This is a genomic window from Sphingomonas sp. G5 (assembly GCF_052660795.1).
The window spans coordinates 718064-730679 of record NZ_CP109660.1 but is presented as its reverse complement, the minus strand read 5'-3'; the positions used below and the strand labels follow the sequence as shown (position 1 = coordinate 730679).

Below are 12616 nucleotides of genomic sequence, written 5' to 3'. Positions count from 1 at the left end.
GTCGTCGGTAGCGTGAGCACCATGAGCGAACGCGAATACGACCTCATCGTCATCGGCGCCGGCCCCGTCGGCGAGAACGTGGCCGACCGAGCCGTGCAAGCGGGTCTCACGGCGGCCATCGTCGAGTCCGAACTCGTCGGGGGCGAGTGCTCGTACTGGGCGTGCATGCCCTCGAAGGCTCTGCTGCGCAGCGCCGCCGCCCTCCGCGCCGCTCGCGACGTCGACGGCGCCACGCAGGCCGTCACCGGCGACCTCGACGTCGCCGCGGTGCTGCGTCGACGCGACACCATGACCAGCCACTACGACGACTCCGGTCAGGTCGAGTGGCTGCAGGGCGCGGGCATCGACCTCGTCCGCGGACACGGCAGACTCACCGGAGAGAAGACCGTGCGCGTCACCGCCGACGACGGCTCGACCACCGACCTCGTCGCGCGCCACGCGGTCGCCGTGTGCACCGGGTCGGCGGCGCTCCTGCCCGACATCCCGGGCCTGGCCGACACCTCGCCATGGACCAGCCGCGAAGCCACCGCGGTCGAGCAGATCCCCGCATCTCTCGCGATCATCGGCGGCGGAGTCGTCGGTGCCGAGATGGCGACCGCGTTCCAGAGCCTCGGCTCCGCGGTCACCATCGTCGCGCGCTCGGGCCTTCTCGGCGGCAACGAGCCGTTCGCCGGCGAACTCGTGGCCGACTCCCTCCGCGACCGCGGGGTCACGGTCAAGACGGGCGTCGACACCACCTCCGCGCGCCGCGACGACGATGGCCGCGTCACGCTCGAGCTCTCCGACGGCACGGCGGTCACGGCCGACGAGGTGCTCGTCGCGATCGGTCGCACGCCCCGTACGCAGGACCTGGGGCTGGATGCCGTGGGCCTGACCGCCGGAGACTGGCTCGATGTGGACGACACCCTCCTGGTCCGCGGGTTCGACTGGCTCTATGCGGTCGGCGACGTCAACCACCGCGCGCTGCTGACCCACCAGGGCAAGTACCAGGCCCGCGCTGCGGGAGACGTCATCGCGGCTCGTGCGAAGGGCGACGAGGTCGACGACGCTCCCTGGGGCGCTCACGTCGCCACCGCCGACCACGACGCCGTCCCGCAGGTGACGTTCACCGATCCCGAAGTGGCGTCGGTGGGTCTCACCGCGAAGCAGGCGGAAGAGAAGGGGCTGAACGCCAAGGTGCTCGACTACGACCTCGCGAGCATCGCCGGGTCGAGCGAGCAGTCCGACGCCTACGTCGGCAAGGCCCGCGCGATCGTCGATCTCGACCGGGGCGTGCTGGTCGGCGCCACCTTCGTCGGGCCCGACATCGCCGAACTCCTGCACTCCGCCACGGTGGCGATCGTCGGCGAGGTGCCGGTGAAGCGGCTCTGGCACGCGGTGCCCTCGTATCCGACCGTCAGCGAGGTGTGGCTGCGCCTGCTCGAGACGCTCGGGCGCGATTCCGCGTGAGACGGGGCATTCGCACCCGAGGTGCCCGCGCGGCAACGGCGTAGAGTCACCTCATGTCCCGCACCGTCGCCTTCCTCCGCGGTGTCGGCGGCCCCACTTCACTGAAGATGTCCGCGCTGCGCGAGGTGTTGGCATCCGCGGGTCTGGGTGAGGTCGACACGCTCCAGGTGGCCGGCAATGTCGTGCTCGACGACGGCGGACGCTCCCCCCGCGAGGTCGCGGATCGGGTGCGCGGCGCCGTGCGCGAGGCCTTCGGGTTCGATCTCCCGGTCATCGTGCGCACCCATGCCGAGCTCGCGGACGCGCACGCTCGGAACCCTTTCGCCGATGCCGCCGAAGGACGGTGGGTGCAGACGGTATTCCTCGCCGACCCCCCGGCCCCGGGAGCGTCGCTCGATGTGCCGGCGGACTTTCCTGAAGAGGCGGTGCTCGACGGCTGCGAGGTGTTCGTGCGGTATCCCGAGGGCATCGGCGGCTCGAAGCTGCAGGCCGGCTGGTTCGAGAAACGCCTCGGCGTGACGGGCACCGCGCGCAACGCGAACACGGTGGCCACGCTCGTCGCGATGAGCGCCTGACGCAGCGAGACGCGGGCGGAGCTCTCCCCGCCCCGGCGGTCTGCCCCGTCATCGCGCTCCTGCCTGGGCCGTCCCTCGCGCCCGCCGCCGCGCTGCCATAAACGCTGATCGCGCGCATAAACGCGTGGTCATCGCGTTTATGCGCGCGATCAGCGTTTATGCGTGAGTATCCGGACGCCCAGCCTCCTCGACAGCTCGGAGAACCCCGCACACGCGCCCCGCCCCCGCACGCGCGCCCCGGCCCCGCACACGCGCCCCGCCCCTGCACGCGCGCCCCGGCCCCGCAGACGCGCCCCACCCCTGCACGCGCGCCCCGCCCCCGCACACGCGACGACGCCGCCGCAACCGAAGCTGCGACGGCGTCGAACGCACCGAGCGGTCTCAGTGGAAGAAGTGACGCTCTCCCGTGAAGAACATCGTGACGCCGGCGGCGCGCGCGGCGTCGACGACCTCGGCATCCCGAACCGACCCGCCGGGCTGGATGATCGCCGTGATCCCGGCGTCGATCAGCACCTGCGGGCCGTCGGCGAAGGGGAAGAAAGCGTCGGATGCCGCGATGGAGCCGGCAGCGCGGTCACCCGCGCGCTCGACCGCGAGGCGGCAGGAGTCGACGCGGTTGACCTGGCCCATGCCGATGCCGACCGTGGCCGAACCCTTCGCGAGCACGATCGCGTTCGACTTCACCGCGCGGCAGGACTTCCACGCGAAGATGAGGCTCTCCATGTCCTCGTCGGCGGGACGCTCACCCGAGACGAGCTCCCAGTTCTTCGCCACCGACTCGATGTCGTCGGGGAACCGGTCGGCGTCCTGCAGCAGCAGGCCACCCGAGACGAGGCGCACGTCCATACGCTCCTGCTGCCAGTCGGCCGGCAGGCGCAGCACGCGCAGGTTCTTCTTGAGCTTGAACACCTCGAGCGCCTCGGGCTCGAAGTCGGGGGCGATGATGACCTCGGTGAAGATGTCACGCAGGTTCTCGGCCATCTTGAGCGTGACCGTGCGGTTCGCGGCGATCACACCGCCGAAGGCCGAGACGGGGTCGCACTCGTGCGCGCGCAGGTGCGCCGAGGCGATCGGGTCGAGGGCGTTCGGGGCCGCGACCGCGATACCGCAGGGGTTCGCGTGCTTGATGATCGCCACGGCCGGCTTGACCATGTCGAAGGCGGCGCGCAGGGCCGCATCGGCGTCGACGTAGTTGTTGTACGACATCTCTTTGCCCTGCAGCTGCGTCGCCTGGGCGATGCCATGTCCGCCGACGCGCGTGTAGATCGCGGCGCGCTGGTGCGAGTTCTCGCCATAGCGCAGGGTCGACAGGCGCTCGGCCTGGATGGTCAGGTGCGCGGGGAGGTCGATGTCGTCGGCGAGGGTGCCCTCGGCGAACCACGTCGACACGGCGGTGTCGTAGGCGGCCGTGTGCGAGAAGGCGCGCGCCGCGAGCTCGCGACGCTGCACGAGATTCGTCCCACCGTTCGTCTGCAGAGCCTGGATGATGGCGGGATACGACTCGGGCGAGACGACGATGGCCACGTTCGCGTGGTTCTTCGCCGATGCACGCACCATGGCGGGGCCGCCGATGTCGATCTGCTCCACGACGTCGTCGCCCTCGGCTCCGGATGCCACCGTCTCGACGAACGGGTAGAGGTTCACGACCACGAGTTCGAAGGGGCGGATGTCGAGCTGCTCGAGCTGCGCCTCGTGCGAGGCCAGGCGCAGGTCGGCGAGCAGACCCGCGTGCACGCTCGGGTGGAGAGTCTTGACGCGCCCGTCAAGCGACTCGGGGAAGCCCGTGACGGCCGAGACGTCGGTGACGTCGTAGCCGGCATCGCGAAGCAGCGTGGCCGAGCCGCCGGTCGAGACGATCTCGACTCCGGCGGCGGCGAGGGCTGCGCCGAGTTCGAGCAGACCGGTCTTGTCGCTCACCGACACCAGCGCGCGGCGGATCGGGACGACGTCGCGGGGGCGGTAGTCGGCGGGGTCGTGGCGGGGTCCGGCCATGGCGTTCGGCTCCTGTGTCTCGAGTCGGGTTCGGGTGCGTGACGGGCCGGCGCCCGTCGAGCGGGTCAGGCGGTTCGGGATGCCGTGGCGGCGAGGTCGAGCTCGCCCTCGGCGATCCGACGGACGACGTCGATGAGCAGACGTCGCTCGACGGGCTTGATGCGTTCGTGCAGGGAGTCCTCGTCGTCGCCGGGAAGCACGGGGATGCGTTCCTGCGCGAGGATCGGGCCGGTGTCGACGCCGGAGTCGACGACGATCACGCTCGCTCCGGTCTGATCGACGCCCGCGGCGAGGGCATCGCGCACCCCGTGCGCTCCGGGGAATTCCGGCAGGTACGCGGGGTGGGTGTTGATGATGCGCGGTTCCCACTCGGCGACGAGGTCCGCGGGCAGCAGGCGCATCATGCCGCTGAGCACGACCAGGTCGGGATTCCACACGGCGAGCTGCGCACCGAGCTCGGCGCCCCACTCCTCGCGGGACGCGAACGCCCCGAAGGGAACGAGCAAGGTCGGGATGCCGAAGTGCTCGGCGTGGGCGAAGCCGTCGGCCTCGCGATCGGCGCCGACCGCGATCACGCGCGCCGGGAACCCGGGGGCCGAGGCCGCCTCGAGCAGGGCGCGGAGGTTCGAGCCGGCGCCGGAGATGAGGACGGCGACCGTGAGCACGCGCTCAGTCTACGCAGGTGCGTCCGCGCGCGCGGGCCCCTCGGGACCGGCAGCACCACTCGGACACCGCTTCCGGGCGCCACTGTCCGGCCGCCCCGATCACACCCGGTTCAGCTCGTGCCGTCGGGCTCGCCGCCGTGCTCCGACCAGGCCGCGCGGATGCGCGCGCGCACCTCGTCGTCGCTGAGCTCGCCGCTCGAACCCGCCGCGGGGCTCTCGGAAACCGGCGGCGCGGAAACGGGCGGCGCGGAAACGGCCGGCACGGGCGAAGAGAACGCGCCGAGAGCACTCCCCCGCGCCCCGAGCCCGGTGTCGGTGGCGACGGCATCCGGGTCACGGTACGCGCTCGGCCACACGTCGTGCGGGATCCCCGCCCCGGTGGGCGAACCCGTGGGGGTCGGGCCCGTCCCGTGCTCGTCGCGGTCGAAGGGCACGTGCTCGCGCGCGGCGTACGAGAAGCCGCGCTCATCGGGCTCCTCGTGCCGCTCGTCGCCCTCGTCCCCACCGAGACGCGGGCTGAGCAGCAGGATCGCCAGGCCCACGAGCACCTCGAGCCCGAGGGTCAGGGCGAGCGGCCCCGGCTGCGGGCCCGTGTCGGCGAGGCGTCCTGGGCCGATCGACCCCGACGAGACGACGGCCGCGAGCGCCCCCACTCCCCCGGTGAGCACCGCGACCACGACGGCCAGGACCAGTCGGGGCGCGAGCGGCTCGGGGCCGGCGGTGACCGGCATCCGGGATCGCAGGATCCACCCGGTGAGCGCCCCCACGGCGACCGGCAGCAGCACGAGCAGCAGCAGCCACGACGAGGTCGAATCGGGCACCGCGCCCAGCACCGGGATGCCGGGGAGCGCACCGACCTGCGTCGCCGCGGGGGTCACCGCGGTGTCGGTGCCGAGGGCGAAGCCGGGTCCGGCGGCGAACGACACGGCCCACAGCACGAGTGTGGGCAGGTAGAGGAGCTGACCGAGGGCGATGACGGTCGCACCGACGCCGTCGGCGTTACTCGCCTGGTAGAGCCCGATCACCTGCGAAGCGCGGGCGATCAGCCCCGCCAGCACGACCACGGCGCCCACCGAGACGAGCCCGAGGGTCGCGATGGCGAGTCCGCGCAGGGCGAGTCCCGGAACGGACGCCCAGGTCGACGGCATCCGTTCGATCCATCCGCGCACGGCGTCGACAGGGCCGTCGTCGCCGACGCGCCACGCGCCCGCGATGGCACCGATGAGCGAGGGCACGAGGAAGACCAGCGACGGCAGCAGGATCGCGAGCCAGGTCTCGGATGTCACGAGCGAGGCCTGCGAGGTGAGCGCGATGCCCGCGGAGAGCGCCGCGAAGACGAGCGAGCCCGACAGCCACCCGGTGAGACCGGAGCCCGCCTCGGCGGCGCGGGAACCCGAGCGGGCGGCGAAGAGGCCGGTGAAGGCGGCGAAGGCGAGGGGCGCGAGCGAGAGCGTGAAGGTCGCGAAGCTCGGGTCGATGCCGGTCGCGGCGAGGTACGCGTCGGGCAGGGTGATGGTCACCGGCACGAGGTGGCCGAGGTGCCAGACCGCGGCCGACGCGGGCCAGAGCGCGCCCCAGTCGGGATCGCCGATGCCGAAGACCCAGAGCAGCGCGAGCGGCGCGAGCACCACCGCGATACCGCCCGCGGCAGCCAGGACGGCGTCGAGGGCGGCGAGGAGAGCGATGAGGAGGCGATGCATGGGCAAAGGAACCCTACCCGCGTCGTCCCGGCCCGCCTCTCAGGCGCGGCGGCGAGCGCGTGAGACGAGAGCGCGCAGTGCGTCCAGCACGCCCCGGGCGGCCCCGACCGACGCAGTCGCCTCCGCGCCGGTCCCCACACGCCGCGCGTCGCGCCACCTTTCCCACACCACCGTCGCCACCCGCGGATCCGCTCCGATCGGGGCGGTGGTCAGGTCGGCCGCGGCCTTCTCGATGACACGCGAGAAGTGCCCCGGGGCGAGGACGTAGCTCGCCGCGACCGTTCGCTGACCGGCGGTGCGCGCAGCGTCCACGGCATCCGGGATGCGGGGATCGGATGCCGCGGCGTACGCCGTCACGACGGGGCCTGCGACACCGGCCTCGGCCATGAGCTCCGCCATGCGTTCGACGTCGACGACCGCGCCCGGCCGCGTGGAACCGGCCGCGGCCAGCACGACGGTGTCGCCCGCTCCCGCTCCCGCCTCGCGGACGCGATCGGCGAGGATCTCCGCCAGCACGGGGTGGGGGCCGAGCGCGGGAGCCACGGGAAGACCGCCGGCCGCCTCCACCAGGTCGACCTCGGTGTGGTACCCGGTCGACAGCAGGAGCGGCACGATCACGATGTCTGAGGTGCGCTTGCGCGCGGCCGCGACGACGTCGGTGACGTACGGACCGTGCACGTCGACGTACGCCTCGTGCACCTCGACACCGGCGGGGGCGGTCGCGCGTACGATCTCGAGAAGCTCGCGCACGACCACGCGCCCCTCCTCGAACCGCGTGCCGTGGGCGCAGGCGATGAGTACCGCGGTCATGAGTCCTCCTCATCGATCACGTCGAGCCGGTATCCGCGTTTGTAGACCGTGCGGATGAGATCGGCGCCGCCGAGCGCCTCGCGGGTGCGGGCCACGGCGACCTCGACGGCGTGGCCGCTGGCCTCGGCGTTCGACAGCGCCGCGACCAGGTCGGCGCGCGAGACGACCGCGCCGGGCACGCGCGCGAGAGCTCGCAGGATCTCGACGCCCGTGCGCGGGAGCGGCGTGAACTCCCCGTCGAGCACGATCCCCGACGACCGGATGCCGAGCAGCCCGGCCGTCGTGGCGAGGACGGGCGCATCGGCCCCGCCGTAGTGCGTGACCACCGCGCGCACGAGCGCGCCGAGGCGCCCGCGGTCGGGGACGAGGGGATCGATCCCGGCGTCGCGCAAGGGACCGGCCGTGATCGGGCCGACCGCCGCGATGAGCACCCGTCCGTCTCGCGCACGGGATGCCACCCCCGCGAGCGCCTCGGCGCGCTCGGCAGCCAGGATCCACTCGCGGGCCGCGGGGGCCGAGGTGAACAGCACGGCGTCGATCTCGCCGCGGGCGACCTGCCGGGTCGAGGCGGCCACGGCCTCGGGGTCGGGCGGCGGGCCCCACCGGTAGATCGTGAGACTCGTCACGCGCGCGCCCGCTGCCTCGAAGGCGTCGTCGAGGCCGTCGGCTCCGGAGCCGTGGTGCTGCACCGCGACATGGAGCCCCGCGATGCCCTCGGCGACGAGGAAGTCGCGCAGCTCCGCCGAGGTCTCGCTCTCGGCGACCCAGTCGGCTTCGAACCCCGCCTGTTGGATCGCCCCGCGCGCCTTGGGCCCGCGGGCCACGATCCGTGCGCGCTGCAGCACGGCGCTCAGTTCGTCGTGGAGCCCCGCCTCGTCGGCGGTCTCCATCCACCCGCGGAAACCCACCCCGGTGGTCGCCACCACGACGTCGGGCGGGTCGGCGACGAGCTGGCGCGTGGCGGCGATGAGCTCGTCGTCGTCGACGTGCGGGATGATCGTCAGCGCCGGGGCGACCCGCACGCGAGCACCGTGCCGTTCGAGCGCGGCCGACAGCTCCCCCGACCGCCGGTCGACGGGAAGCAGCACGGTGCATCCGAGGAGCACCGTGCTGATCGTCCGCGCGGGTGTCGTCACCCGATGCCCTCCCCGTGCGCCGCGACCGCGACCGGCATGAGCAGATCTGCCCGGGCGACCTCGCCGAACACGAGCACGGCGGGGTTGGCGAGCCGGTGGGCCTCGGCATCCTGAATCGCTGCTCCGAGTGTCGTGCGGATCGTGCGCTGAGCGGGGGTGTGGCCGTTCTCGACGAAGGCGACGGGGCGGGTCTCGGGAGCACCGGCAGCGCGGGCCGCGGCGACGAAACGGGGCAGGGCGCTCACGCCCATGAGCGCGACGACGGTGGCGCTGTCGTCGCGGAGGGCCGCGAGGGTGGCCTCGCTCGGGGTCTCCTGACCGTTCACGACGTGCAGGGTGCCGGCGACGCCGCGGTGAGTCACGGGGACCCCCGCCGCCGACGGCACGGCGATGGCGCTCGAGATGCCCGGCACGACCTCGACCGGGATGCCGGCGGCCCGGCACGCGATGACCTCTTCGCCGCCGCGGCCGTAGACGAAGGGGTCTCCGCCCTTCAGCCGGACGACCCGTAGACCCTTTGCAGCGCGGTCGACGAGGATCGCGTTGATCTCGTCCTGCGGCACGGGGTGGTGCTGGGGGCGCTTGCCGACGTCGATCAGCTCGACGTCGTCGCCGAGTTCGGAGAGTATGCCGGTGGGTCCGAGGCGATCGTGCACGACGACGTCGGCCTCGGCGAGCAGGGCGCGGGCGCGCACCGTCATCAGGTCGATCGGGCCGGGACCGCCGCCGACGAGCGCCACGCTCCCCACGAGCGGCCGACGTCGGCGGCGGAGCGGGAGGGCGCCTTCGGCGAGGCGCTGGGCGATGGCGTCGCGCACGGCGACGGTGCGGCGCGGGTCGGCACCGACGGTCGAGACAACGCCGACCATGACGTCTCCACTCGTGGTCTCGGCGGCGAGGCGCGCGGTGCCCTTGCCCCCGTGTCCGGCGTTGACGCACCACACGCGGCGGGCGTCGGCAGCGGCGACGACGGCGGCGTCGACGGATGCCGAGCCGGTGGCCGTGTGGCAGAACCAGGCGTCGTCGAGGTCTTCAGCGACGAACCCACGCGGCATCCACGCGATATCGCCCGACGCGGCCAGGGCGGCGAGGGCCGGCGTCGCGACGGGGGCGACGAGCCGCACCCGGGCACCGGCCGCGCGCAGCCGGGCGATACGTCTCTGGGCGACGGAACCGCCGCCCACGCAGACGACGAGCTTGTCGGTGAGGTCGAGTCCTGCGAGAGCGATCATCGGGGGTCTCCTTCTCCGTCGTCCGCCACGGGGGCGAGCTTGACGAACACGTCACCGTCGGTCACCGCCACCGGGTGCACGCGCACCGAGAGCGGCTCCTTGCCCTGTGTGTCGAGGCACGCGCCGGTGCGCAGGTCGAACACCTGCTTGTACATGGGCGAGGCGACGGTGGGCACGCCCGCGCGGTCGCCGACGATCCCGCGCGACAGAATGGCGGCCCCACTGAACGGGTCGACCTGGTCGGTGGCGAAGATGCGCCCGTCGAAGGTACGGAAGAGGGCGATCTGCCGGTCGCCGACGAGGGCTGCGGCACCGCGCTCGACGAGCAGGTCGTCGACCCGGCAGATGCGGGTCCACGCGGAGCGCCCTACGCCCGCGAGGGCGTCGACCGATGCGTCGGGCGCCGGGGTCTCGGCATCCATGTTCGTCGCCTCCAGGATCGTCACGAGCGCACCGCCAGGGTCGTGCCGCCGATGAGGACCGCGCCGGAGGAGCGTTCCTCGGCGGTCGCGGGGCGGGGCTGGCCGCGCTCGGCCACGTACGCCAGTGTGGGGTCGGCGGTGTCGGGGGCGTTGACGAAGCTCTGGAAGCGCTTGAGCTTCTCGGGGTCGGCGAGGGTCGCCGCCCACTCGTCCTCGTAGTTGTCGATGTGCGCGGCCATGGCGCGGTCGAGGTCGTCGGCGATGCCGAGGGTGTCGTCGAACACGACGCCCTTGAGCGCCTCGAGGCCGCCCTCGTAGTCCTCCATCCACGGAGCCGTGCGCTGCAGCCGGTCGGCGGTGCGGATGTAGAACATCAGGAAGCGGTCGATGGCCCGCAAGAGGCCGTCGTCGTCGAGACCCTCGGCGAAGAGCACCGCGTGGCGCGGGGTGAAGCCGCCGTTGCCGCCGACATACATGTTCCAGCCGGCCTCGGTCGCGATGACGCCGACGTCCTTGCCGCGCGCCTCGGCGCACTCGCGCGCGCAGCCCGAGACGCCGAACTTGATCTTGTGCGGCGAGCGGAGGCCCCGGTACCGCAGCTCGAGCTGCACGGCCATGCCGACCGAGTCCTGCACGCCGTAACGGCACCAGGTCTGCCCGACGCACGACTTCACGGTGCGCAGGGACTTGCCGTAGGCCTGTCCCGACTCGAAGCCGGCGTCGACGAGGCGCTTCCAGATCGCGGGCAGCTGCTCGAGGCGAGCGCCGAACATGTCGATGCGCTGGCCGCCGGTGATCTTCGTGTACAGCCCGAAGTCGCGGGCGACCTCGCCGATCACGACGAGACCGTCGGGGGTGATCTCCCCGCCCGCGATGCGCGGCACGACGCTGTAGGTTCCGTCGCGCTGGATGTTGGCCATCACGTGGTCGTTGGTGTCCTGCATCGTCGCGAGCTCGCCCTCGAGCACGTGCCCCGAGTAGAGGCTGGCCAGGATGCTCGCGAGCGCCGGCTTGCAGATGTCGCAGCCGCGGCCGGTGCCGAAGCGCTCGACGATCGCGGTGAAGGTCTTCAGCCCCGAGATGCGGACGGCGTCGAACAGCTGCGCGCGCGTGAACGAGAAGTGCTCGCACAGACCGTTCGAGACTTCCTTCCCGGATGCCGCCAGCTCGGTCGCCACGAGCTTCTTCACGAGCGTGAAGCACGAGCCGCACGCCGCTCCCGCCTTGGTGCACGCCTTGACCTCGGCGGCATCCGCGCAGTCGTGCTCGGTGACGGCGCCGCGCACGGTACCGGCCGTGACGCCGTTGCACGAGCAGACGATGGCGTCGTCGGGCAGGTCGCCCTGCGGGGCGGGCGCGAGGTCGGACGGCAGGAGGTACGCGGCGGGATCGCCGCCCAGCGCGCGACCGACGAGGGGGCGCAGCGACGTGTAAGCCGAGGCGTCACCCACGAGGATGCCGCCGAGCAGCGTCTGCGCGTCGTCGCTCAGCACGAGCTTCTTGTAGACACCCGAGATCGGGTCGGCGTACGTGACGTCGAGGGCGTTGGGGGTCTCGGCGAACGCGTCGCCGAAGCTCGCGACCTCGACGCCCGAGAGCTTGAGCTTCGCCGAGGTGTCGAAGCCGTCAAACGCGGCCTCGCCCCCGAGCAGGCGGGTCGCGGCGACCTCGGCCATCGCGTAGCCGGGAGCGACGAGGCCGATGCATTGTCCGTCGAAGCTGGCGACCTCGCCGATCGCGAGGATCGCCGGGTCGGAGGTATCGCAGCCCGCGTCGATGACGACCCCGCCGCGCGGATCGACCGCGAGCTCCGCGGTGCGCGCGAGCTCGTCGCGGGGGCGCACACCGACCGTGAAGACGACGATGTCGACGGCCTCCCACGTGCCGTCGCGCAGCTCGAGGCCGCACACGGCGCCGGTCTTGTCGGCATCCACCCGCGTCGTCACCGAACTCGTGCGCACCTCGATGCCGCGCGCCTCGATGAGCCGCTGCAGCGCCTTCGCGCCGCCGAGGTCGAGCTGGGCCGACATGAGCCGCTCGTTCGACTGCAGGACGAACGGCGAGACGCCCTCGGCCTGCAGCGCTCCCGCCGCCTCGAGTCCGAGCAGACCCCCACCGACGACCGCGCCGCGCAGGGGCCGGCCGAGCTGGGCCGAGCGCTTCGCGACCCAGGCGCGCATGCCGGCGACGTCGTCGAGCGTGCGGTAGACGAAGCACCCCTGGTGGTCGAAGCCGTCGAGGGCGAGGCGCGCGGCGTACGACCCGGTGGCGAGCACGAGGCGGTCGTACGAGTGGAGGGAGCCGCCGACCGTGGTGACGGTGCGGGCGGCGCGGTCGATCTTCGCGACCCGGGCGTCGGTGTGCACCCGCACACGGTCGTGGTCGAGGACCGCCGCGTCGAGGGCCAGGTCGTCCGGCGTCTTGCCGGCGAAGATCCCGGTCAGTCCGACCCGGTCGTAGGGGCCGCGGGCCTCGTCGCCGAGCACCGTGATCGACCAGCGGCCGTCGGTGTCGCGGCTGGTGAGGCTCTCGACGAAGCGGTGGGCCACCATCCCCGCACCCACGACCACGACGGATCCGGATGACGCGGGGTGGAGCATGCCGTCACCGTACGCGACGGAGTTTGCCGGGGCGT

General features: G+C 72.8%; 10 protein-coding genes. 2 read left to right on the top strand and 8 right to left on the bottom strand.

Features of this window, described 5'->3' with window-relative positions; translation table 11 throughout:
• Positions 1-21 precede the first annotated feature (21 nt).
• Positions 22-1449: a dihydrolipoyl dehydrogenase family protein gene (locus tag NE358_RS03575; RefSeq protein ID WP_116238895.1), complete on the top strand. Its 1428-nt coding sequence runs from the start codon at positions 22-24 to the stop codon at positions 1447-1449.
• Positions 1450-1502: 53 nt separating this feature from the next.
• Positions 1503-2024 (top strand): DUF1697 domain-containing protein, encoded by a 522-nt coding sequence (locus NE358_RS03570; RefSeq protein ID WP_289941570.1) that lies wholly within the window; start codon positions 1503-1505, stop codon positions 2022-2024.
• A 381-nt stretch (positions 2025-2405) separates the two neighbouring features.
• Here the strand turns inward: NE358_RS03570 and purH are convergent, their stop codons facing one another.
• From purH to nirB, 8 genes are all read right to left on the bottom strand, one after another.
• Positions 2406-4016, bottom strand: coding sequence for a bifunctional phosphoribosylaminoimidazolecarboxamide formyltransferase/IMP cyclohydrolase (gene purH, locus NE358_RS03565; protein ID WP_116238575.1), 1611 nt, complete (start codon positions 4014-4016; stop codon positions 2406-2408).
• Between the two features lie 65 nt (positions 4017-4081).
• Positions 4082-4681 carry a phosphoribosylglycinamide formyltransferase gene (purN, locus tag NE358_RS03560; protein WP_289941567.1) on the bottom strand — a complete coding sequence of 200 codons (600 nt, stop codon included), beginning with the start codon at positions 4679-4681 and terminating at the stop codon, positions 4082-4084.
• A gap of 110 nt (positions 4682-4791) precedes the next feature.
• On the bottom strand, positions 4792-6381 hold the full coding sequence (locus tag NE358_RS03555; protein WP_289941564.1) for a cell division protein PerM: 1590 nt from the start codon (positions 6379-6381) through the stop codon (positions 4792-4794).
• 39 nt (positions 6382-6420) lie between these two features.
• The gene (locus NE358_RS03550) at positions 6421-7191 is read right to left on the bottom strand and encodes a sirohydrochlorin chelatase (RefSeq protein ID WP_141375237.1); all 771 of its coding nucleotides are present in this window, start codon (positions 7189-7191) and stop codon (positions 6421-6423) included.
• Positions 7188-8327, bottom strand: coding sequence for a uroporphyrinogen-III synthase (locus NE358_RS03545; protein WP_103206609.1), 1140 nt, complete (start codon positions 8325-8327; stop codon positions 7188-7190). The genes NE358_RS03550 and NE358_RS03545 overlap by 4 nt, the downstream gene beginning before the upstream one ends.
• On the bottom strand, positions 8324-9559 hold the full coding sequence (cobA, locus tag NE358_RS03540) for a uroporphyrinogen-III C-methyltransferase (RefSeq protein ID WP_289941557.1): 1236 nt from the start codon (positions 9557-9559) through the stop codon (positions 8324-8326). Before cobA ends, NE358_RS03545 begins: the two co-directional genes overlap by 4 nt.
• Positions 9556-10005: a nitrite reductase small subunit NirD gene (nirD, locus tag NE358_RS03535; RefSeq protein ID WP_246077933.1), complete on the bottom strand. Its 450-nt coding sequence runs from the start codon at positions 10003-10005 to the stop codon at positions 9556-9558. The genes cobA and nirD overlap by 4 nt, the downstream gene beginning before the upstream one ends.
• Positions 10002-12581, bottom strand: coding sequence for a nitrite reductase large subunit NirB (gene nirB, locus NE358_RS03530; RefSeq protein WP_289941551.1), 2580 nt, complete (start codon positions 12579-12581; stop codon positions 10002-10004). The genes nirD and nirB overlap by 4 nt, the downstream gene beginning before the upstream one ends.
• Positions 12582-12616 lie beyond the last annotated feature (35 nt).